This window comes from Bacteroides caccae, from assembly GCF_002222615.2.
Taxonomy (GTDB): domain Bacteria; phylum Bacteroidota; class Bacteroidia; order Bacteroidales; family Bacteroidaceae; genus Bacteroides; species Bacteroides caccae.
This window is the reverse complement of sequence record NZ_CP022412.2, coordinates 3,618,191-3,643,862: the sequence shown is the minus strand read 5'-3', so window position 1 is coordinate 3,643,862 and position 25,672 is coordinate 3,618,191. Positions and strand designations below refer to the sequence as shown.

At 39.8% G+C, this 25,672-nt stretch carries 27 protein-coding genes and 2 pseudogenes; 16 read left to right on the top strand and 13 right to left on the bottom strand.

Going from position 1 to position 25,672, the window contains the following annotated elements; all coding sequences use genetic code 11:
• The first annotated feature begins 2 nt into the window (after nucleotides 1-2).
• The 7 genes from wecB to CGC64_RS14940 all read left to right on the top strand — a co-directional run bounded on the left by wecB (nucleotide 3) and on the right by CGC64_RS14940 (nucleotide 6,164).
• Nucleotides 3-1,148, top strand: coding sequence for a non-hydrolyzing UDP-N-acetylglucosamine 2-epimerase (gene wecB / locus CGC64_RS14970; protein ID WP_032855279.1), 1,146 nt, complete (start codon nucleotides 3-5; stop codon nucleotides 1,146-1,148).
• Nucleotides 1,149-1,156: 8 nt separating this feature from the next.
• Nucleotides 1,157-2,191, top strand: coding sequence for an EpsG family protein (locus CGC64_RS14965; protein WP_005678146.1), 1,035 nt, complete (start codon nucleotides 1,157-1,159; stop codon nucleotides 2,189-2,191).
• 2 nt (nucleotides 2,192-2,193) lie between these two features.
• Nucleotides 2,194-3,303 (top strand): glycosyltransferase, encoded by a 1,110-nt coding sequence (locus CGC64_RS14960; protein WP_005678147.1) that lies wholly within the window; start codon nucleotides 2,194-2,196, stop codon nucleotides 3,301-3,303.
• Between the two features lie 11 nt (nucleotides 3,304-3,314).
• A complete protein-coding gene (locus CGC64_RS14955; protein WP_005678148.1) occupies nucleotides 3,315-4,187 on the top strand; it encodes an alpha-1,2-fucosyltransferase in 873 nt (290 codons plus the stop codon).
• A 1-nt stretch (nucleotide 4,188) separates the two neighbouring features.
• Complete coding sequence (locus CGC64_RS14950; protein ID WP_005678149.1) at nucleotides 4,189-4,941, top strand: glycosyltransferase family 2 protein; 753 nt, start codon at nucleotides 4,189-4,191, stop codon at nucleotides 4,939-4,941.
• Nucleotides 4,942-4,976: 35 nt separating this feature from the next.
• Nucleotides 4,977-5,603 carry a sugar transferase gene (locus CGC64_RS14945; protein ID WP_005678150.1) on the top strand — a complete coding sequence of 209 codons (627 nt, stop codon included), beginning with the start codon at nucleotides 4,977-4,979 and terminating at the stop codon, nucleotides 5,601-5,603.
• Between the two features lie 327 nt (nucleotides 5,604-5,930).
• A complete protein-coding gene (locus CGC64_RS14940) occupies nucleotides 5,931-6,164 on the top strand; it encodes a DUF4248 domain-containing protein (RefSeq protein WP_005678151.1) in 234 nt (77 codons plus the stop codon).
• Between the two features lie 61 nt (nucleotides 6,165-6,225).
• On the opposite strand, the pseudogene CGC64_RS19160 reads toward CGC64_RS14940, so the two are convergent.
• Nucleotides 6,226-6,381, bottom strand: a pseudogene (locus CGC64_RS19160) (N-acetylmuramoyl-L-alanine amidase); the annotation flags it as partial.
• A 60-nt stretch (nucleotides 6,382-6,441) separates the two neighbouring features.
• Here CGC64_RS19160 and tnpA point away from each other — a divergent pair.
• From tnpA to CGC64_RS14920, 3 genes are all read left to right on the top strand, one after another.
• A complete protein-coding gene (tnpA, locus tag CGC64_RS14930) occupies nucleotides 6,442-6,798 on the top strand; it encodes an IS66 family insertion sequence element accessory protein TnpA (protein ID WP_005635862.1) in 357 nt (118 codons plus the stop codon).
• Nucleotides 6,782-7,150: an IS66 family insertion sequence element accessory protein TnpB gene (tnpB, locus tag CGC64_RS14925; RefSeq protein ID WP_005678154.1), complete on the top strand. Its 369-nt coding sequence runs from the start codon at nucleotides 6,782-6,784 to the stop codon at nucleotides 7,148-7,150. The genes tnpA and tnpB overlap by 17 nt, the downstream gene beginning before the upstream one ends.
• 75 nt (nucleotides 7,151-7,225) lie before the next feature.
• A complete protein-coding gene (locus CGC64_RS14920) occupies nucleotides 7,226-8,839 on the top strand; it encodes an IS66-like element ISBvu3 family transposase (RefSeq protein ID WP_005678155.1) in 1,614 nt (537 codons plus the stop codon).
• An 84-nt stretch (nucleotides 8,840-8,923) separates the two neighbouring features.
• Here the strand turns inward: CGC64_RS14920 and CGC64_RS14915 are convergent.
• The 4 genes and pseudogenes from CGC64_RS14915 to CGC64_RS14905 form a co-directional block, all read right to left on the bottom strand.
• Nucleotides 8,924-9,253 (bottom strand): annotated as a pseudogene (locus CGC64_RS14915) (N-acetylmuramoyl-L-alanine amidase); the annotation flags it as partial.
• Between the two features lie 16 nt (nucleotides 9,254-9,269).
• Entirely contained in the window at nucleotides 9,270-9,368 is a 99-nt protein-coding gene (locus tag CGC64_RS18865; RefSeq protein WP_005681308.1) for a smalltalk protein, read from the bottom strand.
• A gap of 67 nt (nucleotides 9,369-9,435) precedes the next feature.
• A complete protein-coding gene (locus CGC64_RS14910; RefSeq protein ID WP_005678158.1) occupies nucleotides 9,436-9,921 on the bottom strand; it encodes an HU family DNA-binding protein in 486 nt (161 codons plus the stop codon).
• A 248-nt stretch (nucleotides 9,922-10,169) separates the two neighbouring features.
• The gene (locus tag CGC64_RS14905; protein ID WP_005678159.1) at nucleotides 10,170-12,497 is read right to left on the bottom strand and encodes a DUF3987 domain-containing protein; all 2,328 of its coding nucleotides are present in this window, start codon (nucleotides 12,495-12,497) and stop codon (nucleotides 10,170-10,172) included.
• Between the two features lie 153 nt (nucleotides 12,498-12,650).
• Between CGC64_RS14905 and CGC64_RS14900 the strand changes: the two genes are divergently transcribed.
• The 3 genes from CGC64_RS14900 to CGC64_RS14890 all read left to right on the top strand — a co-directional run bounded on the left by CGC64_RS14900 (nucleotide 12,651) and on the right by CGC64_RS14890 (nucleotide 14,111).
• Entirely contained in the window at nucleotides 12,651-13,010 is a 360-nt protein-coding gene (locus tag CGC64_RS14900; protein WP_005678160.1) for a hypothetical protein, read from the top strand.
• A gap of 139 nt (nucleotides 13,011-13,149) precedes the next feature.
• Nucleotides 13,150-13,635, top strand: a complete 486-nt coding sequence (locus CGC64_RS14895; RefSeq protein ID WP_005678162.1) for a DUF805 domain-containing protein — start codon at nucleotides 13,150-13,152, stop codon at nucleotides 13,633-13,635.
• Nucleotides 13,636-13,736: 101 nt separating this feature from the next.
• Nucleotides 13,737-14,111, top strand: a complete 375-nt coding sequence (locus CGC64_RS14890) for a RidA family protein (RefSeq protein WP_005678164.1) — start codon at nucleotides 13,737-13,739, stop codon at nucleotides 14,109-14,111.
• On the opposite strand, the gene CGC64_RS14885 is transcribed toward CGC64_RS14890, so the two are convergent.
• The gene (locus CGC64_RS14885) at nucleotides 14,079-15,560 is read right to left on the bottom strand and encodes a bifunctional folylpolyglutamate synthase/dihydrofolate synthase (protein ID WP_005678165.1); all 1,482 of its coding nucleotides are present in this window, start codon (nucleotides 15,558-15,560) and stop codon (nucleotides 14,079-14,081) included. The two genes, CGC64_RS14890 and CGC64_RS14885, sit on opposite strands and share 33 nt — an antisense overlap.
• A 132-nt stretch (nucleotides 15,561-15,692) precedes the next feature.
• Between CGC64_RS14885 and CGC64_RS14880 the strand changes: the two genes are divergently transcribed.
• A complete protein-coding gene (locus CGC64_RS14880) occupies nucleotides 15,693-17,018 on the top strand; it encodes a PhoH family protein (RefSeq protein WP_005681302.1) in 1,326 nt (441 codons plus the stop codon).
• A 106-nt stretch (nucleotides 17,019-17,124) separates the two neighbouring features.
• On the opposite strand, the gene CGC64_RS14875 is transcribed toward CGC64_RS14880, so the two are convergent.
• The 4 genes from CGC64_RS14875 to CGC64_RS14860 form a co-directional block, all read right to left on the bottom strand.
• On the bottom strand, nucleotides 17,125-18,102 hold the full coding sequence (locus tag CGC64_RS14875; RefSeq protein ID WP_005678167.1) for a dihydroorotate dehydrogenase-like protein: 978 nt from the start codon (nucleotides 18,100-18,102) through the stop codon (nucleotides 17,125-17,127).
• A 34-nt stretch (nucleotides 18,103-18,136) separates the two neighbouring features.
• On the bottom strand, nucleotides 18,137-18,805 hold the full coding sequence (locus CGC64_RS14870) for a YggS family pyridoxal phosphate-dependent enzyme (protein WP_005678169.1): 669 nt from the start codon (nucleotides 18,803-18,805) through the stop codon (nucleotides 18,137-18,139).
• A gap of 6 nt (nucleotides 18,806-18,811) precedes the next feature.
• Nucleotides 18,812-19,291, bottom strand: a complete 480-nt coding sequence (locus tag CGC64_RS14865; protein ID WP_005678170.1) for a DUF4494 domain-containing protein — start codon at nucleotides 19,289-19,291, stop codon at nucleotides 18,812-18,814.
• 83 nt (nucleotides 19,292-19,374) lie between these two features.
• The gene (locus tag CGC64_RS14860; protein WP_005678172.1) at nucleotides 19,375-19,938 is read right to left on the bottom strand and encodes an HdeD family acid-resistance protein; all 564 of its coding nucleotides are present in this window, start codon (nucleotides 19,936-19,938) and stop codon (nucleotides 19,375-19,377) included.
• A 139-nt stretch (nucleotides 19,939-20,077) separates the two neighbouring features.
• Here CGC64_RS14860 and tpx point away from each other — a divergent pair, with 139 nt between their 5' ends.
• Nucleotides 20,078-20,578 carry a thiol peroxidase gene (gene tpx, locus CGC64_RS14855; protein WP_005678174.1) on the top strand — a complete coding sequence of 167 codons (501 nt, stop codon included), beginning with the start codon at nucleotides 20,078-20,080 and terminating at the stop codon, nucleotides 20,576-20,578.
• A 117-nt stretch (nucleotides 20,579-20,695) separates the two neighbouring features.
• On the top strand, nucleotides 20,696-21,580 hold the full coding sequence (locus tag CGC64_RS14850; RefSeq protein ID WP_005681301.1) for a DUF3078 domain-containing protein: 885 nt from the start codon (nucleotides 20,696-20,698) through the stop codon (nucleotides 21,578-21,580).
• 66 nt (nucleotides 21,581-21,646) lie between these two features.
• Here CGC64_RS14850 and CGC64_RS14845 read toward each other — a convergent pair whose 3' ends face one another.
• The 3 genes from CGC64_RS14845 to CGC64_RS14835 all read right to left on the bottom strand — a co-directional run bounded on the left by CGC64_RS14845 (nucleotide 21,647) and on the right by CGC64_RS14835 (nucleotide 25,603).
• A complete protein-coding gene (locus CGC64_RS14845; RefSeq protein WP_005678176.1) occupies nucleotides 21,647-22,294 on the bottom strand; it encodes a DedA family protein in 648 nt (215 codons plus the stop codon).
• A 19-nt stretch (nucleotides 22,295-22,313) separates the two neighbouring features.
• Nucleotides 22,314-23,759, bottom strand: coding sequence for a tetratricopeptide repeat protein (locus CGC64_RS14840; RefSeq protein ID WP_005678177.1), 1,446 nt, complete (start codon nucleotides 23,757-23,759; stop codon nucleotides 22,314-22,316).
• Nucleotides 23,760-23,863: 104 nt separating this feature from the next.
• Nucleotides 23,864-25,603, bottom strand: a complete 1,740-nt coding sequence (locus tag CGC64_RS14835) for a glutamine--tRNA ligase/YqeY domain fusion protein (protein WP_005678178.1) — start codon at nucleotides 25,601-25,603, stop codon at nucleotides 23,864-23,866.
• Nucleotides 25,604-25,672 lie beyond the last annotated feature (69 nt).

Here is a 25,672-nt window from a genome sequence, read left to right as displayed (position 1 = left end):
TGATAAAGAAAGTAATGTTGGTGTTTGGCACAAGGCCTGAAGCCATAAAGATGGCTCCATTAGTCAAAGAGTTTCATAAATATTCAGAAACAGTAAAAACTTTTGTTTGTGTAACAGGACAGCATAGGGAGATGTTAGATCAAGTACTGAAACTTTTTAATATTCAGCCTGATTATGATTTGAATATTATGAAACAAGGTCAGGATTTGTATGATGTTACAACTAGGGTTTTGCTCGGAATGCGTGATGTTTTAAGAGAAGTTCATCCTGATATTGTGTTAGTTCATGGTGACACAACGACATCAACATCTGCGGCTCTTGCTGCTTTTTATCAACAAATACCTGTTGGACATATTGAGGCTGGATTACGAACATATAATATTTACAGTCCTTGGCCGGAAGAAATGAATCGACAAATTACAGGACGTATTGCTACTTATCATTTTGCTCCTACTTTATTAAGTAAATCAAATTTATTGAGTGAAGGTATACCAGAAGAACGGATTGTTATAACTGGTAATACAGTTATTGATGCTCTTTATATGGTGGTTGATATGATAAAGCAAAATAAAACTTTAAATGCACAATTAGCAGATAGTTTGAAACAGGCTGGATATGATATTAGTCGATTGGAAAACAAGAGAAAATTAGTATTAATAACAGGGCATCGCAGAGAAAATTTTGGAGAGGGGTTTATGCAGGTTTGTATGGCGATTAAAAAGTTAACAGATAAATATCCTGATGTTGATTTTGTATATCCGATGCATTTAAATCCAAATGTAAGAGAACCTATTCATAAGGTGTTTGATAAATATTCCACATCAAATATGTTTTTTATAGAACCCTTAGAATATCTTTCGTTCATTTATTTAATGGAGAAAAGTGCAATTGTATTGACAGATAGTGGTGGAATACAAGAAGAAGCACCAGGACTTGGGATACCAGTGTTAGTAATGCGTGATACAACAGAACGTCCAGAAGCATTGGAGGCTGGAACTGTGAAGTTGGTAGGAACCGATTATGATAAAATAGTTGCTGAAATGTCACTTCTATTAGACAATGACGATTATTATGATAAAATGCATAAAGCTGTCAATCCATATGGAGACGGTAAGGCATGTAGTAAAATTGTTTCAATACTGAAATAAGATAATTAATGCTGTTTTACATTTTATTTATTTGTATAGTTCTTTCTTTGTTTTTTTTATCGAGAGTTTTTCCAGATGGTAGTAGAAGATATTATTTCTTTGAATTGGTAGGATTATTTGTCATTATTTTTATTGGGATATTTCGTTTTGATGTAGGCTGGGATTATATTAATTACTATAATTATATTGACAAAATAGAAGTGAATCAGATTATAAGACTGGAACCCTTGAGTCAGATTTTCTGTATTATAGCTATTTTATTTGATAATCCTCCTCTACTTTTTGTATTATTTGGATTACCAACTTATCTTATATTTTTTCATTCATTTAAAAAATATTCTGTAAATTTTCAGCTCTCGGTATTAATTTTTCTAGCCTTTTTTTATTTAGAGTCCTTTACTTCTGTTCGTCAAATATTAGCACTTAGTATATCATTTTGGGGATTTAAATACATTTTGAAGCAATCTCTATTTAAGTATGTACTGGTTGTTGGATTTGCGGCATTATTTCATGTATCTGCACTAGCTGCATTATTTATATATCCGGTCTATCGTTTTTTGAGTTTACGTATGCTTGTGTTTATTATTCCAATATTGTTTCTTGCAAAAGAAATACTGTTAAGAGTTCTTTATGTATTGGATATATACTCTTATTATATAGATAAATTGGATGAGTATACTGGTGGGGGGATAGTCAGGTATATTCAAATCGCTTTATTTGTATCCTTGTTATTATTAGCTTATTTAAAAAGGATTGATGAATACGAGAATAAATTGTTTGCTATAATTGGCATTGCATTATTGTTCCCTTTTATCTTAGGACCAGCATTGGGGATCCGTTTAGGAATGTATTTTTTAGTCTATTTTTGTCTCTTGATCCCTTCTATATTGAGAAAGTATTCAGTTCAGTATCGATTGTTTTATGCTATTTGCTTTTCTGGTTACTTCTTGGCAATGATTTATATTGGTTCCAATAATGCTTTTAAGTCACTTTATATACCATATCAGTTAATATTTAATGTTGAAAACATACAATTTAGGTAAAAATGAGGCAAATAATCCGTTTTTTAATAATTGATAGTGCGTATCCGATTAATACTCGGAATATAAAAATTGCTAACAGTCTTTGTAAACATTATAGTGATAGAGAGGTACAAATGATTTTTTGTGCCTGGAATAGGGAAGATAAGAATATTACCTCACCTAATAATTACTATATATACAAGAAGTATTCACCCGGTGGACAATTGTTGAGAAAACTATTCAATTTATTTGGCTATTTTCGCTATTTGAAGAAATGTAATAAGTGCGTTAGCCCTGATGTTATTGTTGCTTCACATTGGGATATGCTTTTCTTATCTAGTATTTTTAAGAAAAAATCTCAAATATTGATTTATGAAAATCTAGATATACCATCGGCAGATTCAAGTGTTTTATTGACTGTATTAAAGATTGTTGAACGTTTTGCTTTGCGGAATACAGATATGATTGTTTTTGCCTCCAGATTTTATAAATCATTATATCGATCTGAAAAGTATGTTCATTCAATATTGGAAAACAAACCTCTTTTGTCAGCTTCTCATATTAGTGAACATGAACGGAATGCGACTAGAAAGATAAATATATCTTATATTGGTGGAGTACGCTATCTGGAGATACTGAAGAATTTAGTTTCAGCAGTGAAAGATAATTCGGATGTCAATCTTTTTTTTCATGGCGAAGGACATGATTTAAAAGCTTTGGAGAAATATAGTGAAGGTATTGATAATGTCTATTTTACAGGGCGTTATGAGTACGACAAAATTGAATATTTATATTATAATTCAGACATAGTTTGGGCTGCATATCCTAATAAAGATTATAACGTGAAATATGCAATTTCGAATAAGTTTCATGAGTCCTTACATTATAATGTTCCTTGTATTTTTTCAGAGAAAACAAGTTTAGGAGATTTAGTTTTAAGAAAAGAAATAGGCTTTGTTGTTGATCCTTATTCTGTAGAGAAAATACGTGAACTATTGGGACGAATTCTTGAAGAACGTGAAGTACTATCGTTGGTAAAATATAAAATGCAAGAGTATGTAGTGACAGAGAAAGATTGGGAAAGTCAATTTCAAGATTTTACAATTGAATTGAATAAACTAATTGATAAATAATATTTAGAAAGATGAAGATTGTTAAGATAATAGGTGGCTTGGGGAATCAAATGTTTCAATATGCACTTTATCTTTCTTTGAAGAAAAAATATCCGAAAGAAAAAATAAAGATAGATATATCTATGTTCGAAACATATGGATTGCATAATGGATTTGAACTGAAACGAATTTTTGATATAGATGCAGAGTATGCCTCTCGGGAAGAAATTAGAGAACTATCTTTTTATATTAAGATCTATAAATTGCAGAGAATATTTCGTAAAATATTTCCTGTAAGAAAAACGGAGTGTGTCGAAAAATATGATTTTAAGTTTATGTCCGAAGTTTGGAGTAACTGTGATCGATATTATGAAGGATATTGGCAAAATTGGGAATATTTTATAGAAGCTCAGACAGAAGTGCGTTCTACTTTTACATTTAAAAAAGAACTTGTCGGGCGAAATGCTAAAGTGATAAGGGAGATTCAATATGCGAAAATGCCTGTTAGTCTACATATTCGTAGAGGAGATTATTTACATCATAAATTGTTTGGTGGACTTTGTGATCTCAATTATTATAAGAAAGCTATTGATTATGTATTAAATAATTATGATACGCCTCAATTTTACCTTTTTTCTAATGATATAGAATGGTGTAAAACATATATATTGCCTTTAGTGCAAGGATATCCATTTATTTTGGTGGATTGGAACTCGGGCGTTGAGAGTTATATTGATATGCAATTAATGTCTTGTTGTAGAATAAATATAATAGCTAATAGTTCATTTAGTTGGTGGGCTGCTTGGCTAAATGACTCTTCTGAGAAAATTGTGATTGCTCCAAAATTGTGGGCACATTCACCTTATGGAAAAGAAATTCAGTTGAAGAGTTGGCTTCTTTTTTGATATGAAAGACAAAGTTTCTATTATTACTCCTTGTTATAATTCAGCTAGATTTATTTCTAAAACAATTGAATCTGTTTTAAATCAGACTTATCCTTATTGGGAAATGATTATTGTGGACGATTGTTCACACGATAATACGAAAGAAGTAGTAGAACAATATTGTAAACTAGATTCAAGGATTCGACTTTTGTGTTTGGAGAAGAACTCTGGTTCTGCTACTATTCCTCGGAATAAAGCTATTGAGGAAGCTGAAGGACGTTTTATAGCTTTTATTGATAGCGATGATTTATGGAAACCTGAAAAACTAGAAAGACAACTTCCTTTTTTTAATACATCTAATATAGCTGTAGTTTATTCAAATTATGAGAAGATTGATGAATCAGGAAACAGATATGGACGAGTAATATTAGCTCCTAAAAGTTGTACCTATCATCAATTACTTTGCGGAAATGTTATAGGTTGTTCTACAGGAGTATATGATACTTTAAAAACAGGAAAACATTTTTTTGTATCTGAAGGTCATGAAGACTATATATTATGGCTTTCCATATTAAAAAAAGGTTATTTAGCAGTGAATACGCAAAGCTGTTTGGCTGAATATAGAATTCGAAAATCTTCTTTGTCTTCTAATAAAATAAAAGTACTTCCATGGGTTTGGAATATTTATATGAATATTGAGAAACTTGGATACTTTAGAAGTGCTTTCTATTTCATTAATTACGCATTTCGCGGCATTTTTAAATATATCAAATAAACGGTATTGTATTTAAATTTTCTAATTAAATTATTATGGGGTATAGTGAGGACTTCATTCCGGACGGAATGAATGCTTTTGAGCGCAATGTAAAGCGAATAGGGGATTGTATCGTTGCAGCAGTTTTAATGATCGTTTTTTCTCCGTTATTTTTGATTTGCTATATAGCTGTGAAACGGGAAGATGGTGGGGCAGCTATATTTAAGCAAGAGCGTATCGGGCGTTTCGGACGGCCGTTTTATATCTATAAGTTTCGCAGTATGCGATTGGATGCAGAGTCTATGGGCCCTCAACTTTATGCGGGGGGAAGAGATGTTCGATTGACTAAGATAGGAAGATTTCTACGCGAACACCATTTGGACGAGTTGCCACAGTTGTGGAATGTCTTCTGTGGAGATATGGCTTTTATCGGTCCCCGTCCGGAACGTAAATTCTATATTGATCAGATTATTAAGCATGATCCCCGTTATCAGTTCTTGTATCAGATTCGTCCGGGAGTGACTTCATATGCAACTTTGTATAATGGTTATACGGATACGATGGACAAGATGTTACGCCGTTTGCGGTATGACTTGTTTTATCTGCAACATCGCTCGTGGTGGTTTGACTTTAAAATATTAGTGAAGACTTTTATAAACATTTGCTTTGGAAAGAAGTTTTAAGAGTGGTATAAAATAAAATGTTGAGATGTAATCAGCACTAATAGAGTGTTTGTATGTGAGATGAAGAGAATGTAGGTCCCTAGTTTCATGCTGAACGCATGATTCTCCTACATTTGTGAATTAGAAAGAGTACGACGGTACCTTTCTAATTTACGCCCTGGCACCGGAGGTGTATCTGGTGTTAATTTCCCACGATATCAACGGTCTGTGAAGATAGTTGATATTTTCTTTTTATTCTCATTATATCGGATAATAGTATCTTCTTTCTTTGTTTATTTGTTTAATTTTTTATAACTTTATAGCATATAAAACAGTAATAAAGAAACGATGGAACATTTAGAATTTGTAGTGAAATGTTATAATAAACAAGAGTTAGCCCAGATGTATTTTCCTGATTTGACTATCCGTGCTTCGGTCAATAAACTTCGGCGTTGGATGCGGAAATGCAAGCCATTGATGGATGAGATACTGGCTACGGACTTTCATCCGAAAACGAAAGCTTTTTCTGTGAGAGAAGTACGGCTTATTACCTATTACTTGGGAAAGCCGGGAGATTTATAAATGATATAAACATAAAAAGAACTACGGGGGACTGCACGTTCGACAGCTCCCGTAGTTCTTTTTATATATCCATATACTCCTTACGACAGTCAAAACATGGACAAGCTTTATGAATCGAAGCACTGAGTTGATAATGCCCCAGGATTTGCGCTTCCGGATACTGATGTCTGAGTATCGTTAACAGGGCAAGCAATGCAAAGCGCTGCGTAAGCATCCGATAAAGTACACATTGTAGACCTAAAAACTCTTCTATTACTTTGCGTTCAAAAACGTAGTTATGAAACGATCAATGAGTAAAGAAGAGTTTTTAGCGCTATATCAGCGCCAACAGTCCAGCGGACTAACCATAAAGGATTTCTGTGATAATGAATCGTATCCTGCTTCCTGTTTTCATTATTGGAAGAAGAAATATGGATTGAGTCACCCATATACCAAACACACCGAACCTACAGGTGATTCGTTTATCCCTCTTAATATTAATCATACTCCTGCCATTCCCACTTCATCATGTGGTGACAGGCATGTAACCATAGAACTTCCATCCGGCATAAAGATCCACCTCAACATCCTAAGTAATCCGGAGATTATTTATGGCCTGATCAGTAAATTATGTAGCCATGTTCTGCCTGAATGATACGATGCGCTACTTCCTGTGTCCCGGGAAGACAGATATGCGCAAAGGAATAAATTCCCTTTGTGGGCTTGTTCATGATAAAATGGGATATGACGTTCGACTTGGCGATGTGTTTATCTTTGTCAACCGAAGCAGAACAACCATGAAACTTCTGCATGCCGAAGACGGAGGTATGGTTTTATACATAAAACGCCTTGAGGAAGGTACCTTCAGACTTCCTTCCTATGATAGTGAAAGCCGTTCCTATCCCATGGAATGGCGTGATTTAGTACTGATGGTGGAAGGCATAACCGATAATCCGAGTGATAGACTCAAACGTCTTAAAGCCGGTCGAAAAGAAGGATTTTATTGATTAAAAAGAGCTTCCTAAACTTGTATAGCTGTACGATTTTCAGTATCTTTACATTATAATAAGATACTAAAAAGAATGATTCATACAGATACGATGGAACTAATAATCAAGAATCAACAGGAGCAAATAAAAGGGCTTCTGGAGACAAATCGTACCCTTGTAGAATCAAATCAGAAACTTATGGAACAGACGGGAGAACTGCAGCAAAAAGTACAGGAACTCCTGTCGCAAGTAGCCTGGTTAAACAGACAGCTTTTCGGCAGAAAGAGTGAAAAGCTGGCATCCTTGGATCCCAACCAGCTTGCCTTGTTTGATACCTTGGCTAATCCCAGGCAAGAGGAAACGGATCTTGTGGAGACTGGCGTAGGCACTAGGACATGTAAACCGGACGGAAAGAAAAAAGAATCCCGCCGTAATCGGGAACTGTTAGAGGGGCTGCCCGTTGTGGAAGTCATTGTCGAACCTGATAATGTGGATCTGAATCGATATCGTCGTATAGGTGAAGAGCGCACACGTACGCTTGAATTTGAACCGGGAAAGCTATATGTCAAAGAGACAGTACGTCCCAAATACGGACTCAAAAATAATTTAAGTCTTCCCAAAGAGGGTGAAAGCGGTGTCATAATAGCACCGCTTCCACCTTCCCCTATATACAAATGTCTGGCAGGACCTTCCTTGCTAGCCGAAATACTTCTGCAGAAATATGAATATCATGTTCCCTTTTACCGTCAGGTAAAGGAATACAGACATTTGGGTGTACGACTGCCGGAAAGTACTTTAAGCGGGTGGTTTAAGCCGGTATGTGAGTTATTAAGTCCTCTTTATTCGGAATTAGTAAAGCTCGTAACGGGCAGCGGATATGTTCAGGTCGACGAAACCACAGTACGGGTCATCAACAAAGGAAAGGGAAAAACCGATAAGGAGTATTTATGGATGGTCAGGGCAGTTATGGAAAAACAGGTCATCTTCCATTATGATGACGGTTCCCGATCCGGACAGACAATCAGAAATTTATTAAAGGACTTCAAAGGATATCTTCAAAGTGACGGATACAGTGCCTACAATGCGTTTGATGGCACTAAGGACGTGTGCCTTATTGCCTGTCTGGCCCATATCAGAAGACATATGGAGCTGGCACTGGATGAAAATAGATCACTTGCTGAATATGCTCTTAAACAAATACAGGAACTATATCATATTGAGCAGATAGCAGATGCCCGGAAACTCGATGCGCAGGGACGATGTGCACTCCGCCAGCGTTTGGCAACTCCCATACTTGACTCCTTTGAAAAATGGGTGGAACAGACTTATGGCAAAGTACCACCAAGAAGTCGCATGGGACAAGCTATTACCTATACTTATCCTCTTTGGCCAAGAATGAAGAATTACCTGAAAGATGGAAATCTGAAAATCGATAATAATCTGGCGGAAAATGCGATTAGACCACTTACTTTGTCCAGAAAGAACTTCCTCTTTTGTGGTAACCACGAGGCTGCTGAAAATACAGCAATCATATGCTCACTATTAGCTACCTGTAAAGCACAGGAAATTAACCCAAGGGAATGGCTGAATGATGTCATAGCCAAACTTCCATACTATCTGGAAAAGGACTCCGGGAAAAATGTTCGTGAACTTCTTCCGGATGTTTGGAAGTTAGAGAAATCCAACACGAATCCAATTGGAGTTTAAATATTTATGTTGAAGAATAAAAAAAACTCGATATTAGCTTTTGACTAAAGTTGATATCGAGTTTTCTATTTTATGAAAATACAATGTGTACTTTATCGGATGCTTACAGCGCTGCGCTTGGGTTCTTGTATCTGCCGGACACCCATTTTCGTCCAGTCCGCCTTCATAGCAAATGCCTATGCTGTGCCGGTTGAAGCCTCTCACGTGTGCACCCGGCTCTGATATCGGACGGCAGTGATGAAGCTCTCCGTCCCGGGTGATATAAAAGTGATAGCCGATATCCTTGAATCCGCGTTGCAGGTGACATTGCCGAAGTTGTTCTACGGTGAAAGGAACATTGCAGCGCGTTGCGCTGCAATGAATCACCAATAACTTAATCTCACGGGGGAGATAATTATCTTCTGGTTTTTCCATATAGATGATCAGAAGATTACTGTCCCATACAGGACGTTACACCCAAGGCCGAAATGACCGACGTTGCAATAGTTACAATAAACTGGAGAATGTTTTTCCAAAGTTGCTTTTTCATACGAATTTAAATTAAAGAATAAATACTTATACATTTTGAACTCAATAACCCAACAACAATCGGTTGATTATACTGACGGATCCGGAGTTACCCCACTGCCGGAACCTCCTTGATTGTCGTCACCGTCATCAGGAAGCGGATCTTTGTCCGAATCTGCCGAAGAATCGCTCTTATACAATGTATAATCCAGCGTCTTACACAATTTGCGGAGATCACTTCCGGGATAAAAGAGTACTTTGCCCTTATCGATGCACGATGTCTTGAATTCCTTTACCGTATCGGTAGGAGTGCCCGTTTTGATGCTCATGCGGAAATTGCCCAGGTCACCCATTTGGGCGATATTTCCTTCATCCAGTACGTTGACTATTTCGAGCAGGAACTCACCGATACAACCTTCCAGTTCTCCTTTTGAATAAGAAGAACGTTCGGAGATTCGTTTGCAGACTTCCTTGACAGTCACTTTACGACCGCTACGCGCCACTGCATAGTACTTCGGAGTTTCATCAGGTTTCAACAGGTTCTTGCGAGCCATGAGAGTGTAATTCTGTGCCATAACTTTTTAAATTTTAATTGTTAATTTCTGATAACTTTGTAATCGATTACATGACAAAAGTAATACATCGGGGAATCGGCATGACGCATAGTGACGTATACAGGCGCATAGATAAATAGAAAAAACATTGGGAGATTTGTATCGAAACTTCCCAATGTTTGATTTCAATTATTGAGATGTTTTTTTCAAATCCTCCAATGTTTTTCCGATTTTCCAAAAGGACAAAAGGACAAAAAAGACAGTTGTGACTATTGCTTGTTCAACTTGATATAGGAACCATGAGATATCTTACTGATCTTTATTCCGTTAAGCGATTTTAGAAGACGTGTTACCTTACGGAGATTGAAATCGTGTTTTGCGCCGAGCCGGATCGCTTCGTCTGTAGTGAAGCTATCTGGCAACTCATTGACGAAATTGCGAATAACGTTCGGATTTTTCAGTGGACGGACCGAAGGGACCGGCATGGATGAGTGTAACAGACGGCTATGCTCGTAACAACACAGGACAATTTGAAGAGAACGCTCGAAATCAGCATCTATACAATAAATCTCGGGAGAAAGATCATTAGCTTCAAATTGCCGGATACGGGTTTGAATCATGCTGATACGCATCACCAGAAAGGCATAGCGCTTCACTACGGCTTGGAGATCATCATTGCCTTCCATGGCTACCTCGGACAGCATGTGTGAGAAAATCTCATTCAGACGGTGCCATTGTGGACGGGTGAAATGAAATAGAACAGGATGGGCCAGGCAGAAATTATATAGTTCGTAGACACGATGAGCAATCGGCTTGAAAGAGTCTTCTAATGAAATGCAATCATCGCCCATTTCTTTCCAGTGAGGAATTTCACGGAAAGTGTAAGTCAGAATACGGCTGGGGAGTCCGTTCCCGCAACTGCTTAACAAACTGTCTATCTGTCCGGGAGTACCCGTCAGAAGTAAGGCTAATTTAGGATGACGGATATAAACCGGACTGATACCGTTGGCTTTATAGGAAGAATCAATGTTTTCGTGCTCAAAAGCTTTGCGGAGCATATCGTCGAAGTTCCCACAATCCAGATGATTGGCTGTGGAGAGTGTTTGCGCTTCCGTATCGAAAATGATGCTTCCCTGCGAACCGTTGTCCTGCATCTGAATTTGCATGCGGGTGTAACTGGTAGTGGCGGGGATGAATAACATCTTGAAAGGAGGTCTTTGAGGTTCTTCGGAATATGTATCTCCTTTTTTCCTTTTTTGCTGACATTCTGCTTGCCAAGTGTTGTGCGCTGTATGGTAGTTTTTTTGCATGGATTCACTGGTAGACAGTATTTCGGCCTGTATTTCTTCCAATAGATAGCGTCCGGTTTGAGCAATGCTTTTGCCACTACCGGCAGAAGAAAAGATAACACAGAACAAATGAGTGGAATACTTTTTGTGATTATAAATTCCAAAAGTTTGTGGAAGTGCCGCACTTAGTGCTGTGAGATCGGAAAGGAGGGAGATGTCTTGCTCGCGGTCACTCGCGTCTTCGATGATGCAATCATTCAGTAGGTCGGGAAGATTATTGTACAAATCACGAGGAAATAAAGGCGTCTCTTTTCTGAATTCTTCTCCCAGCCAATAGGCTTCTTCGGTGCTGTCGGAGTTTTCTAAAGTACCATAGGGGACTTTTGTCCTTATGTCTTTTTGACAGGGGGAATAAGCCGGTGGAACTGTTGCGGATGTCTGATTGTTAACTTGCTTGTAACCAGATGATAATACGCTTATCAGTTCTTCGGCACGAAAATCTGTGTGCTCGAAAAAGACTGTTAGCCCGCGTAATATGCTTTCTTGCGGATAGTGGCGGCGGCAGGCTTCACAGGCTAGTTTGAACACGTTGGAATGGCGTTGCCCGGTTGTTAAGGGATGAAGGAAAATATAGGACGAAATGAACTTGTTGATTTCGTCTTCAGAAGTATTTTCCGTAGGGTTGTTTTGGAGGGGGAAAGGAGGAAGTTTTTCATTTCCGGAAGAGGAGTTTTCTTCTTTTCTCATTAATGGTTCCAAAGTAAATGCCTGATAGAGACTAGCAACGTATCCATTGGGAGAATAACTGAAATAACACAGACGGCTTTCGTCCTTGCACGCCGGATCACTCTCCAGACCCAGCAACTGATTGTAGTAACGGCTCACCAATTGCTGACCTTCACGATGGCGGCCTTCGATATCTTCTACATAGGCGAAGATTTTCACACCGTCGGTCGGACTTTCTATGGCCGCTACCGTATGCGGGTCTGCCGCGCAACGTTGAATGACTTCCAGACGATTTTTTACGTGATCGTAATCGAGTCCGACAATATGACTGGGGAGGAGGAAGTGTTTGATAGCATGCGCTCCATTGAATGTACCTGCCGGAGTGAAGCAAGGGAGTTGATTTTTCAATTTCTGTGCGGCAGCATGATCTCCATCTGCATAATATCTACGGATGGTGTTGATAATCGTTGCATAAACAGGATGAATACACATAATAATGACTTCAAGGAAAGACATGACTTTGGGCTTTTTTGAATACACATTTTCATAAACCGAGACTTTGATTTCTTCTAGAACTTTCATATAAAATTGTTTTTTGTAAGATTGTGCTACCTGACTATCAGATAGCGGGAGCAAAGGTCGGGATATTAAAAATAGGGTTACTTTCCTATGTGGAAAGCACTTGATAAAGCAAATATAAACTGAAAAATTTAAAATTATTAATCATAGAATGACATGGCGAAAGAAAAACAAAAACCTTATGAGTTTTTAAGCAATTTGGTATTGGCTTTAATGGATACAGATAGCGCATTTATTAATGCATTTTTTATGGATGAATTTGCTATTTCCTCAAAAACGTTGGGTGGAATAAGACGGGGAGAGGATATGTGTATTTATCAGTATGTACGAGTGATCCGGTGTATGACGAAGTATCTTCATTTAATGATTCAGCTGGATATGTTGCTGAAAGAATTAAGAATTGTACTATCTTCCAATTGTGACTTGGTGGTTGCTACAGTTCCTCACTGTTCTCACGGAACTTGTCAGCCGAAAGAATGGGTGATAGTAATGGAATGGGATGGGGTGAGATTGTGATTTCTACAGAAAATGGGGCACTTTTTCGTTTTTTTTGCCTAATTGCTTTCTCTATTTAATTTTTTTTATATCTTTGCTTCCATATTGAGAAACACGAATAATAATTCACTTATTTTATTCATATAAAACTTAATAAATTATGTTCAAAGCTCCTTTTTCTTTTGACGGTCGTATTCGTAGAATCGAATATTTCCTGTCAGGCATTGTTGGTGGTATAGTGTTTAGTATTGCATGGGCATTGGGTATCGGTACCTTTATTTTAGGTGCTGGTATGGGATCTGCAGGTGGTTCGGTATTCGGTTTGTTGATCGGTCTTGCTGCATTGGTTGCTTCCATGTGGTTCTCTTTGGCACAGGGGGTAAAACGTTTGCACGACCTGGACAAATCAGGTTGGTTGATTCTGCTGATGTTTGTTCCTATTGTTAACGCACTATTCGGACTTTATATGTTGTTTGCAGACGGTACGGTAGGCCCTAACCAATATGGTGAAGATCCGAAAAACCGTATGCCGTATCAAGCACAGCCTTCTTCGGTGAATGTAACGGTGAATGTTGCAAGAGAAGAAGTAAAAGTTGAAAAACCGGTTGAAGCAGCTCCTGCTGTTGAAGAAGAAAAAGCTGAATAATCTTTTTTAAGAAGAAATAGACGGCCTCTTGCAAAATTCGTTTTGTGAGAGGCTTTTTTTTGCTATCTTTGAGAATCAATAAAACAGAAAAAGAAATAAATATGAAAAAAGTAATTTGTAGTGAGAAGGCTCCGGGAGCTATCGGACCTTACAGTCAGGCGATAGAAGCAAATGGAATGATCTTTGTGTCCGGACAGTTGCCTATTGACGCTGCTACCGGAAAAATGGCGGAAGGTATTGAAGAACAGGCACGTCAGTCGTTAGAGAATATAAAACATATTCTTGAAGAAGCAGGTTTGACAATGGGAAACATTGTCAAAACGACTGTATTCCTTCAAGATATGTCTTTCTTTGCCGGGATGAACGGCGTGTATGCTACATATTTTGACGGAGCTTTTCCGGCACGTTCGGCGGTTGCCGTAAAAGCTCTGCCAAAGGATGCGTTAGTGGAGATCGAGTGTATCGCGGTTCGCTAACAAATCGGCGACAATGAAACTGCTGCCTCCCACGAAGATAAGGTCTTTAGGGAGGCAGTTCTTTTTAGCTGCCTGTACGGCATCTACCACAGTAGGGTAGGCCGTTCCTGTCAATCCCGCTTCTTCTGCCTGTTTCAAGAGCTCGTTTTCCGGAAGCGCCCGTTTCACACTTGCTTTGGTAAAATAATAGATAGCATTTTTCGGTAGCAATTTCAGAACGCTGCTTATGTCTTTGTCGTTGACCATGCCGAATACGAAATGGAGTTGCTGCTTGAGAGTCTGTTGGTAAAAATCGAGTTGTTCGCAGATGTATTTAATTCCGTCAACATTGTGTCCGGTATCACAAATAATATCCGGATAACTGTACACCTTTTGCCAACGTCCCATTAGTCCGGTGAGTTGGCATACATCGGAGAAACCGTTGAGATAGTCTTTGGGAAGAATGCGATAGCCTATTCTTTCTAATTCTTCGAGGGCTGTTAGTATTGTGAGGCAATTTTCAAACTGGTAAATACCACTTAACTCCATAAAAAGTCCGCAAGGAAACATGCCATTTGTAATTCGGATAGCATCTTTTCTTTTATCAAGTATTTTGTCCAGCGCGTGCATGCTGTCTGCCGGATTTAAAAACAGACATAGCTCCCGGAAATTTTGTTCGAAATTTTCGTCTTTATCTTCTACCGATTCATACAAAGTTTGTTGGATATTAGTCAGCCGTTCTCTTAATTCTTGTGATTGTGAATAGGAAAGCCAGTCCATGCAGTTGTATGGGGCAATGGATTGTGCATATATGACAGGAGCATTTACTTTTTTTCCCTTTATTGTGAACACGCGCTTCACGTGACCTTTTGCCCGCCCGATAACTACCGGAACTCCTTCTTTGATAATCCCTGCTTTCTCTTTGGCTATTTTGGGTAATGTATCGCCCAGATATTGCATATGATCGAAGCCGATGTTGGTAATGATGCATAAGTCGGGCTGGATGATATTGGTACAGTCCAGCCGTCCGCCCATGCCAACTTCGATCACTGCCACGTCTACTTTCTGATCGGCAAAATAACGGAATGCCATTGCGGTGGTCAACTCGAAAAATGAAGGATGTAGTGGCTCGAAGAAGGAACGGTGATCTGCGACAAAGTTTACTACATATTCTTCGGGTATCATTTCTCCGTTGATGCGGATACGTTCTCGGAAGTCCACCAGATGAGGGGAAGTAAATAATCCGACCCGATATCCGGCCGATTGCAATACTGCCGCAATAGTGTGGGAGCAGGAACCTTTTCCGTTCGTTCCGGCGATATGTATCGTCTTGAATTGTTGATGAGGATATCCGGAATGTTCATCTAATTTGTGTGTTGTCTCTAATCCCGGCTTATATGCTTTTCCACCTATTTGCTGAAACATAGGCATACTCTCATATAAGTACTTTAAAGTGTTCTGATAATCCATGTTTTATAATATTTAACTTCGGGCAATCTTTATTGCCCGCTAATTTGTTTATCTTTAGAACCACCAATTCAACTTTATATGCGGGATTGGTGAATGAGAGTGCAAATATCAACATTTAAATTTAAAGAAACCATGGGAACTAAGAAAAATTTTGTGTTGGACACAAATGTTATTCTTCACGACTACAATTGCTTGAAGAACTTTCAGGAAAATGATATCTATCTCCCTCTTGTCGTACTCGAAGAACTGGATAAGTTTAAGAAGGGAAACGAGCAGATTAATTTCAATGCTCGTGAGTTTGTACGTGAACTGGATGTGTTGACAAGCGACGAACTTTTCTCCGAAGGGGTGAAACTGGGAGAAGGATTGGGACGTTTGTTTGTAGTGACCAGCAATGTGCCGGCTACTAAAGTATGGGAGTCTTTCCCTATCAGGAAACCGGATCATCTGATTCTCGCGGCAACTGAATATCTGACGGCGAAATATCCGAAAATGAAGTCTATTCTGGTGACCAAAGATGTGAATTTGCGTATGAAGGCCCGTTCTATCGGACTTCTTTGTGAGGATTATATCACAGATAAGGTCGTGAATGTGGATGTCTTTGAAAAATCCAATGAAATATTTGAAAATGTAGATCCGGCATTGATCGACCGTATCTATTCTTCTAAAGAGGGACTCGACTTGAGCGAGTTTGACTTTAAGGATCTGATTCATCCGAATGAATGTTTTGTGCTGAAGAGTGATCGTAATAGTGTATTGGCACGTTATAATCCTTTTACTCATTCTATCTGCCGGGTGATGAAAGGCAAGAATTATGGAATCGAGCCCCGGAACGCCGAACAAAGTTTTGCTTTTGAAATTCTGAATGACCCGAATGTGAAATTGGTGGCATTGACGGGAAAGGCGGGAACGGGCAAGACTTTATTGGCATTGGCTGCTGCTTTGGGTAAATTGACCGATTACAAACAGATATTACTGGCACGTCCGGTAGTGGCACTTTCGAATAAGGATATCGGTTTCCTTCCGGGAGACGCACAGGAAAAAGTGGCTCCTTACATGCAACCGTTGTTCGACAACTTGAATGTAATCAAACGTCAGTTTGCGACGAACTCCACAGAGGTGAAACGCATTGAGGATATGCAAAAGAGCGAGCAACTGGTAATTGAGGCTCTGGCTTTTATCCGTGGACGCAGTTTAAGCGAGATGTATTGTATTATCGACGAAGCGCAGAACCTGACTCCGAACGAAATAAAAACGATTATCACTCGTGCGGGAGAAGGTACGAAAATGGTATTTACCGGAGATATCCAACAGATTGACCAGCCTTATCTGGATAGCCAGTCTAACGGGCTGGTATATATGATTGACCGCATGAAAGATCAGAATATCTTTGCGCACGTCAACCTGTTGAAGGGCGAACGTAGTGAGTTGAGTGAACTGGCGAGTAACTTGCTATAAACAGATAATCTTTATTAAACGATAAACTGTAAACGACGAACGGTGAACAAATTGAGCTGTCATGCTGCAATGAGTTCACCGTTCATTATTTATAATTCACTCTTTATCATTCTTTCTTTCCGAAATATTTTAGGAATTGGGTGCGTTCAAATGTATTAACGCCCTTTACATCTTTAATATTCAGTCTGCCTTTGAATTGAGTGATATTGTTGAATCCTTTTCTTTCCATCCAGGCGGAGAGGAAACGGTTGGCTTCTCCGATGAATGCGTTGGTGTTTTGATAGATTGCACTGCACACTTCCACAGCTGAAGCGCCGGCAAGAATCGCTTTTACTACTGATTCGGGATTGGCTACACCACCGGAAGCTGCATAATCAATCTTGTCTACTACCGCAGATGCAATGCCGATCCAACGAAGCGGGTTGGCGAGATCGGAAGCGTTGCTGAATATTTCACCGGACATATGCTCCATATTTTCAATGTTGATGTCCGGTTGGTAGAAACGGTTGAAGAGGACAACTGCAGCCGCACCGTTGGCATATAACTGGTCAATCAGTGCCACTGGATTAGTCAGGTTATCACCCAGTTTCATGATAACCGGAATGTTGATTGTCTTTTTTATGTGGCGGAGAATATCGATATGACGTTGTTCGAACGAACCGTATGTATATTGAACATCGGACTGTAAAGCCAGAATATTGATTTCTAATGCATCGGCACCCGCTGCTTCAATTTGTTTGGCAAAGTCAATCCATTCGGAATCACTGTAACAGTTGATACTGGCAATGATAGGAATAGGACATTCCTTTTTGCTTTCTTTGATTAAAGTCAGATATTCGGACAATTTATGTTCACGGATGTATTCTGCCAGATAGTCACTTGCTTCCGGATAGAAAGCCGGATCTTTCAGTTGGTCCGCTTCCAGCATGATCTGTTCTTCGAACAGTGATTTCAGAACAATGGCACCGGCGCCGTTTTCTGCCAATTTCTTATTTTTGCCGACACTGTTAGTCAGTCCCGAGCTACTGATGATGATTGGGTTTCTAAGAGAAAGCCCTGCGAAAGTAGTTTTTAAATCGGTCATAATGAATCTTTTTTTAGTAGTTACTACTTCTAATTTAATAATTTCGTTCTCCGAAAATCTTGCTTCCTACCCGTACTAAGGTACTTCCTGCAGCAATAGCTTCGTGATAATCGTGTGACATACCCATGGATAATTCCCGGAAAGCGTCCGAATCGGCGAACCAGGTTGTTTTTATCTCTTTAAAGAGCCTGTCTAGTAAACAAAATTCCCGGTTGATTTGTTCAACATTATCGGTGTTGCTCGCCATTCCCATTAAACCGCAGATACGGACATGGGTCAGTTCTTTCCATTCTCCGGTGTTCAGCATATCTTTGCATTCGTCGGGGCTGAAACCAAATTTAGTTTCTTCCTGTGCCACATGGATTTGCAACAGGCAGTTGATGATGCGTCCTGCTTTGACAGCTTGCTTGTTGACCTCTGCCAGTAACTTATAAGTGTCAATTCCATGAATCATCGCTACGTATGGTATCATGTATTTAATTTTATTACTTTGCAGGTGTCCGATAAAATGCCATTCGATATCTTTGGGCAAACTTTCGTATTTAGCTGTCATTTCCTGCACTTTGCTTTCTCCAAAAATACGCTGTCCTGCTTGATATGCTTCTTCTATCGCTTCATTGGGGTGGAATTTTGAGACAGCAACCAGCCGGACTCCTTGCGGGAGTTCGGCCAGTACTTGCTTTAAATTTTCAGCAATACTCATTGTTGCTTATGCTTTTGACGGATCAAACTCCGGTTTGTCATTCGGTCCGGCGCTGTAAGGATATACATCCATGAGCGGAGTTTCGGATACCATGCCGATCTGATAGTCTGCCATGGTTCCTTTCATGCCTTCGTCCAGTTTCTTAACTGCATCGCGCAGGTCGGCAGCCTGTACCAATACCTGTGTGGAAGTCTTTTTCTCTGCACCGCTTTTTTCGTCCAGCGTGATGAAAATAAGTTTGCATTTGAACCAACGGTCGGCACTTTCTTCGTCGCTGGGGAAAAGTTCGCTATAATTGGCACGTTTAATGTCGGAAACTGTAAATTCTCCGGATATGAATGGAGTCATTTCTTCAATAATTCGTGCTTCTGCTTCTGTAAAGCTGAGTGCATCAACAAGATATGGTTCGGTAACTTTTTTCTGCATTCCGTTTTCCATTACTTTTTCATAACGAATCTTGCACTCAAACCAAGTATGCATTGCCATAATTTTCTTCCTTTTTAATTAATTGATTCATGTAAATTGCCTACAAAGATAAACAAAATACCAAAGTAAGTGCCGAAAGAATTTTATTTTCTTTTATGCAAATTCTTAAGTTCAAAGGAAAGCATGACACGGAATAGTCCGATAATGAGGAAAGTGAAAGAAATCATATAGACCGCGTAGAGTGCACCTATGGCCGGTTGCCACAATATCAATAAGGAACATATAATGGCAAGGATACCGAAAGCCATGTACCAGCCCCAGTCGCGAGTACCATAGCGTTTCAGGTCGATCGAGTAACCGGTGGAGGAGAAGCCGCGGAACATGAGCCAGAAGGCTATGATAAACGGAATGACTTCCATGCTGACCATGGGATAGGCAATCAGGTAGATGCCGAGAATAACGTCGATGATTCCTCCCACGATATACCAGCCCCAGCTTGGCACACCTTTTCGATTGCTGACTGCAAAGAGGATTTCCAAGATACCGCTTATCAACATGGATATGCTGAATACGATACTTAGAGCTACATAACTGCTTAAAGGTGCAAACATCAGCCAGAGGGCTACAATAATATACACGATTCCCAAGAGAAGAGAAGCCCACCAATTTTTTACTGAGTGTTGAATCTCATTGAATACTGTTTCCATACGTTTTTATATTTAAAATTGAATACTAGAGTAATTTCGTTGTGGAATAACAATTTGAATTTAGAAAAGGTTTTCCGTGAACATATTTCGAGGAATAGTTGTTTTCTATATAAAGTAAATTTTAAAAAAAATATGCATTATGGCAACAACAAATTTCAAAGGACAACCGGTGAAACTGATCGGTGAATTTATACAAGTGGGTAAAGTAGCTCCCGATTTTGAGCTGGTAAAAACAGATTTATCTTCTTTCTCTCTGAAAGACTTGAATGGTAAAAATGTGATTTTGAATATTTTCCCAAGTTTGGACACAAGTGTATGCGCAACGTCGGTACGCAAATTTAATAAGATGGCTGCCGGATTGAAAGATACGGTTGTATTGGCTATTTCTAAAGATCTTCCTTTTGCTCACGGTCGTTTCTGCACGACGGAAGGTATTGAGAATGTAATTCCATTGTCAGACTTCCGTTTTTCGGATTTTGATGAAAGCTACGGTGTGCGTATGGCGGACGGGCCATTGGCCGGACTTTTGGCACGTGCAGTGGTGGTGATTGGCAAAAATGGAAAGGTAGCTTATACTGAACTTGTTCCGGAAATCACGCAAGAACCTGATTACGATAAGGCGCTGGCTGCTGTGAAATGATTTTTTAATTTGGATTTATAAGATTTTGACCTAATGAGAACTGGTAGACAGGTCTGGCAGGACACCAGACCTCCATTCTTGTTAGGTTGTGTTTTTTATACACTAAACCTTATTGACATGAACAAAATAGGAATTTTATTCTTTGCCCTGTCAACTATGGGCATTGGAACCCTTTCGGCTCAAACTGCCGATAGTACTCAAACTTCTCCCTGGACTAAAGAAGGATTTGCCGGACTGAAACTGACACAGGTTAGTCTGACCAACTGGGCTGCCGGAGGTGATAACTCTGTGGCCTTTGACTTGCAAGGTACATATCAGATTAATTACAAGAAAGAAAAACATTTATGGACCAATCGTCTGGAATTGGCATACGGACTTAATAAGACTGGGGAAGATGGTACGAGAAAAGCAAATGATAAGATTTATCTGAATACGAATTACGGTTATTCCATTGCCAAAAATTGGTATGCCAGTGCATTTGCGACATTCCAAACTCAATTCTCTCCGGGGTATGACTATTCGGTCAACAAAGATGTTTCAATCTCCGAATTTATGGCTCCCGGTTATTTGACTACCGGTTTGGGATTTACTTATGATCCGGGCAAGATATTTACAGTTGTACTATCTCCTGCTTCTTGGCGTGGCACCTTCGTACTAAACGACCGTCTCTCTGATGAGGGGGCTTATGGAGTAGATCCCGGTAAACATCTGCTATCAGCTTTTGGAGCAAACCTGAAGGGGGAGGTCAAATATGAATTTCTAAAGAATATGACCGTATATTCTCGTCTTGACTTATATTCCGACTATCTGCATAAACCTCTGAATATAGATGTGAATTGGGAAGTACAAGTAAATATGATTATCAATAAATGGTTCTCAACCACTCTGACTACCAATCTGATGTATGATGATGATGTGAAAATAGCTCAGAAAGACGGTACAAAAGGATCACGTGTACAATTCAAAGAGATATTGGGCGTGGGAGTGCAGTTTAATTTCTAATTCAAGTATAAATATAAAGCGTAACTACCTGACTGGTAGTTGCGCTTTATATTTTATATCTACTACTTATTTCTTCTTTTTTTTCAGTCCTTTGTAAGCGATGAATCCGACAACCAGTATGACAACAGCTATAATGACATAACCGATTTCGTGACTATATTTGGTTGCCATTACATAAACGTCATTGGTTGTTTTGAGGTCTGTAAACCGATAAATCAGATATCCGAGCACGGCCAATACCGTATTCCATATTCCGGCGCCTAGCGTTGTATAAAGTAGGAAAGGGCCTAACTTCATGCCGGCCAATCCGGCAGGAATACTGATAAGCTGACGTACAGCAGGGATGAGACGTCCGAAGAAAGTGGAGGCCGCACCGTGTTTTCTGAAATATTCTTCGGCATGGTGCACTTTTTCTTCATCGATAAGACACATATGCCCCAAACGGCTGTTAGCAAATTTGTAAACAATGGGACGCCCTAACCAACGGGCCAGGTAATAATTGACTAATGCACCGATGTCTGCTCCCACAGTTGCGAATACAATGACTAGAAAAATGTTCATACTGTCGTCTGCCATGGCTTTCCATGCGGCAGGTGGCACTACGGCCTCAGAGGGAAAGGGAATAAAAGAGCTCTCGATAGCCATAAAGATTGTGACTACCCAATAGTTCAAGTTTTCTAATACCCATTTGAGAAGTTCTGCTACTGATTCCATTTTTTAAGGGATGAATGATTTAATTTGATTTATTGTTTTCTTTTTCTTCTTTAAGACGTTTCATAATTTCTTTTAAGATCGGTTCATCCTCTTTTCTATGGTCCGGACCGTTCAACAACTGCTGAATGGTTTCTTCTCTGAATGGACGTTCGCAATCTTTATTGTATTTGAGGAAACCGTCCAGGTCATCGGTCATGATACTGATAACACTCAATCTTTCCGGCAGGTCTTCATATTTCGGATTGATTTTGTAGGCTTTCTCATAATTTTCTTTGGCCTCGTACATATAATTGTGTTCCGAATAAGCAGTACCGATCATGTACCACATTTCCGGACCGGTACTGGTTTTTGCAGCTTTTTTAAATGCTTGGGTTGCTTTTTTCTCTATATCTTCCTCTAGGTATACTTTCCCTTCCGTCAGGAAGATAAGGCCTTCGTCCGGATTGATTTCTTTTGCTTTCTTGCATAGCTGGTGAGCTTCCTTATATCTTCCCATTTTGGCAACGGCATTTGCTTTAGTGGTATAAGTATCTATCAGTAGAATCGAACCGCTGTCTCCGTTTTCCTCAAAAATCCGGATAACCTGGTTACAACATTCTTCTGTTTTTTCCCAATCTTCTTTGGTAGCATAGGACATCCCCATGAACATATACCCCAATTCGGGGGGGATGGCTTTGTATTCAATGGCTTTTTCGTAATTCTCGATAGCGCTGTCGGGGTTGTTGAGGTAGAAGAAACTGTGTGCTTTGTAAGCGTAGGCTTCTCCGTATTTATCATCGGCAGCCAGTGCGAAATCACAGGTTTCGATAGTTTTGTTTATATCCTCGCTCATGAAATAGCATTTTGCCAGTCCCATCCAGTAAGAAGGGTTATAAGGAGCGATGTCAATCAACTTGTCAAAGCACTCGATAGCTTCTTTCATGTGTTGCGTTGCTCCCAGATAGTCGGCCTGAAGTACGATAAAGTCTTCTTCTTCGCCATATTGGTCTTGTCCCTTGTCTATCCATTCTTTCGCGGCTTCCGGATATCCCATATCCATATAAAGATAAACGATCTCGATGATTGAGGCCAGATCGTCGGTGTCCTCGATTGTATTTATCAGTTGTTGTGCTTCTTCCAGTTTGCCTTCATTCAGTAACAGTTCTGCTTTCAGCATTTTTACCTCGGAGTCATATGTTTCTGTGATACTGTTTGCCACTTCTTTGGCTTTACTTAGTTTTTGAGTATCCAGATAAAGAAAGGCTTGTTCTATCAGTAAGCCAGTGTTGCCGGGGTGCAGTTGAAGTCCGTAATTAATGACTTCCTGTGCATCGTTGAATTTGCGTTCGGTGGCATACCAATCGGCAATATCAGCGAGCTGGTCGCCATCCAGGTATAGTTGTCGTTTTTCTGCTTTGGCGGCTTCGTATCTTTGGATGATTTCAGTCAGTTCTTTTTTTGCACTTGGTGAATTTTTTCTCCCCATTTTATTTTTTTCTTTTTAATTGCTGACATGGGGCTGCTACAAAAGTTCTTGTTCATTTCCTTTTGACACAGCCCCATGTTATAAAGTAAAGCCTGACGGCTTAGTTATTTATTGATCTTACCCCACGTGTCTTTTAAACCCACTGTACGGTTGAATATCAGTTTTTCCGGAGTTGAATCTTTGTCAATGTTGAAGTAACCGATTCGTTGGAACTGCAAATAGGAGAGTGGAGGCAGGGTTGCTGCAAACTTCTCTATGTAGCAGTTCGGAAGAACTTTCAGTGAATCGGGGTTGATAATATCTTTCATTGCTTCCAATGCATCACAGTTTTTGGCCTCGCGGATAGCAGCCAGTTCGTCGCGCGGGTTTTCTACTTTCCACAGACGGTCGTACAGACGTACTTCCGCTTGCATACAGTGGTTGCAGCTTACCCAGTGAAGTGTTCCTTTCACCTTACGGTTGGCATCCGGCATACCGCTACGGGTATTTGCATCGTATTCACAATAAACTTCGGTGATGATACCGTTCTCGTCTTTTTTACATCCTGTACATTTTACGATATAGGCATTTTTGAGACGCACTTCCTGTCCCGGTGTCATACGGAAATATTTCTTGGGAGCATCTTCCATAAAGTCTTCACGTTCCATCCACAGTTCACGGCTAAATTCGATCAGGTGACTTCCTGCTTCCGGATCTTCCGGATTGTTGATAGCTTCCAGTTCCTCGACCTGTCCTTCCGGGTAGTTGGTAATGATAAGTTTCACCGGATTGATAACGGCGGACACACGGATAGCACGGCTGTTCAGGTCGTCTCTTACAGAACTTTCGAGCAAAGCGATGTCATTCAGCGCGTCGTAAGTGGTATATCCGATTTTATCAATAAATTTGTGGATAGATTCGGGAGAATAACCGCGACGGCGGAAACCGCAGATTGTCGGCATACGGGGATCATCCCAGCCGTTTACCAGGCCTTCTTTCACCAGTGTCAGCAAGTTACGCTTACTCATCAGTGTATAGCTAAGATTCAATTTATTGAATTCCGTTTGACGGGGACGATGGTCGTTCAGGTCTTTCCCTTCTTTCAACCAGTCGATAAAGAGATCGTAAAGCGGGCGGTGCACAACGAACTCGAGCGTACACAGGGAATGGGTAACTCCTTCGAAGAAGTCACTTTGTCCGTGGGCGAAGTCGTACATCGGATAGGCTTTCCATGTGGTGCCTGTGCGGTGGTGCGGGTGTTTTACCACACGATAGATGATCGGATCGCGGAAGTGCATATTGGGATTAGCCATGTCAATCTTTGCACGGAGCACCATAGCGCCTTCTTCGATCTCACCGCTATTCATCTTTTTGAAAAGTTCGAGGCTTTCTTCGATAGGACGATTCCGGTACGGACTTTCCACACCCGGTTGGGTAGGAGTTCCTTTTTGCTGTGCAATCTGTTCGGAAGTCTGCTCATCGATATATGCTTTTCCTTCTTGTATAAGGCGGATAGCGAAGTCCCATAATTGCTGGAAGTAGTCGGAAGCATAATACTCATTTCCCCATTGGTAACCTAACCATTGGATATCTTCCTTGATAGCTTCTACGTATTCCACATCTTCCTTGGTAGGGTTTGTGTCGTCGAAACGAAGGTTACATACACCTCCATGTGCTTCTGCAATGCCAAAATCAAGGCAAATAGCTTTGGCATGACCGATGTGAAGGTATCCGTTAGGCTCGGGCGGGAAGCGCGTCTGCACTTTTCCTCCATTTTTACCTTCTTTCAAATCTTTCTCTACTGCTTGCTCAATAAAGTTCAAGCTTTTCTTTTCACCTGCTTCTTCGTTTTTTATATCTGTCATAACGGTAAGTGTGTTAGCTCTATTTAAGAACTGCAAAAGTAACAATAAAAAGTGGAAATGAGAAAAACG

Bases quoted from the DNA above. Each gene is read 5' to 3' on its own strand.
- CGC64_RS14920 (WP_005678155.1), top strand. From the start codon at position 7,226: ATGATTCATACAGATACGATGGAACTAATAATCAAGAATCAACAGGAG.
- CGC64_RS18865 (WP_005681308.1), bottom strand. From the start codon at position 9,368: ATGAAAAAGCAACTTTGGAAAAACATTCTCCAGTTTATTGTAACTATT.
- CGC64_RS14870 (WP_005678169.1), bottom strand. From the start codon at position 18,805: ATGAGTATTGCTGAAAATTTAAAGCAAGTACTGGCCGAACTCCCGCAA.
- tnpA (WP_005635862.1), top strand. From the start codon at position 6,442: ATGAAACGATCAATGAGTAAAGAAGAGTTTTTAGCGCTATATCAGCGC.
- CGC64_RS14840 (WP_005678177.1), bottom strand. From the start codon at position 23,759: ATGGGGAGAAAAAATTCACCAAGTGCAAAAAAAGAACTGACTGAAATC.
- CGC64_RS14885 (WP_005678165.1), bottom strand. From the start codon at position 15,560: ATGGATTATCAGAACACTTTAAAGTACTTATATGAGAGTATGCCTATG.
- CGC64_RS14880 (WP_005681302.1), top strand. From the start codon at position 15,693: ATGGGAACTAAGAAAAATTTTGTGTTGGACACAAATGTTATTCTTCAC.
- CGC64_RS14950 (WP_005678149.1), top strand. From the start codon at position 4,189: ATGAAAGACAAAGTTTCTATTATTACTCCTTGTTATAATTCAGCTAGA.
- CGC64_RS14865 (WP_005678170.1), bottom strand. From the start codon at position 19,291: ATGGCAATGCATACTTGGTTTGAGTGCAAGATTCGTTATGAAAAAGTA.
- CGC64_RS14900 (WP_005678160.1), top strand. From the start codon at position 12,651: ATGGCGAAAGAAAAACAAAAACCTTATGAGTTTTTAAGCAATTTGGTA.
- CGC64_RS14945 (WP_005678150.1), top strand. From the start codon at position 4,977: ATGGGGTATAGTGAGGACTTCATTCCGGACGGAATGAATGCTTTTGAG.
- CGC64_RS14875 (WP_005678167.1), bottom strand. From the start codon at position 18,102: ATGACCGATTTAAAAACTACTTTCGCAGGGCTTTCTCTTAGAAACCCA.
- CGC64_RS14960 (WP_005678147.1), top strand. From the start codon at position 2,194: ATGAGGCAAATAATCCGTTTTTTAATAATTGATAGTGCGTATCCGATT.
- CGC64_RS14890 (WP_005678164.1), top strand. From the start codon at position 13,737: ATGAAAAAAGTAATTTGTAGTGAGAAGGCTCCGGGAGCTATCGGACCT.
- CGC64_RS14845 (WP_005678176.1), bottom strand. From the start codon at position 22,294: ATGGAATCAGTAGCAGAACTTCTCAAATGGGTATTAGAAAACTTGAAC.
- CGC64_RS14910 (WP_005678158.1), bottom strand. From the start codon at position 9,921: ATGGCACAGAATTACACTCTCATGGCTCGCAAGAACCTGTTGAAACCT.
- tpx (WP_005678174.1), top strand. From the start codon at position 20,078: ATGGCAACAACAAATTTCAAAGGACAACCGGTGAAACTGATCGGTGAA.
- CGC64_RS14895 (WP_005678162.1), top strand. From the start codon at position 13,150: ATGTTCAAAGCTCCTTTTTCTTTTGACGGTCGTATTCGTAGAATCGAA.
- CGC64_RS14835 (WP_005678178.1), bottom strand. From the start codon at position 25,603: ATGACAGATATAAAAAACGAAGAAGCAGGTGAAAAGAAAAGCTTGAAC.
- CGC64_RS14850 (WP_005681301.1), top strand. From the start codon at position 20,696: ATGAACAAAATAGGAATTTTATTCTTTGCCCTGTCAACTATGGGCATT.
- CGC64_RS14940 (WP_005678151.1), top strand. From the start codon at position 5,931: ATGGAACATTTAGAATTTGTAGTGAAATGTTATAATAAACAAGAGTTA.
- tnpB (WP_005678154.1), top strand. From the start codon at position 6,782: ATGTTCTGCCTGAATGATACGATGCGCTACTTCCTGTGTCCCGGGAAG.
- CGC64_RS14860 (WP_005678172.1), bottom strand. From the start codon at position 19,938: ATGGAAACAGTATTCAATGAGATTCAACACTCAGTAAAAAATTGGTGG.
- CGC64_RS14965 (WP_005678146.1), top strand. From the start codon at position 1,157: ATGCTGTTTTACATTTTATTTATTTGTATAGTTCTTTCTTTGTTTTTT.
- CGC64_RS14955 (WP_005678148.1), top strand. From the start codon at position 3,315: ATGAAGATTGTTAAGATAATAGGTGGCTTGGGGAATCAAATGTTTCAA.
- CGC64_RS14905 (WP_005678159.1), bottom strand. From the start codon at position 12,497: ATGAAAGTTCTAGAAGAAATCAAAGTCTCGGTTTATGAAAATGTGTAT.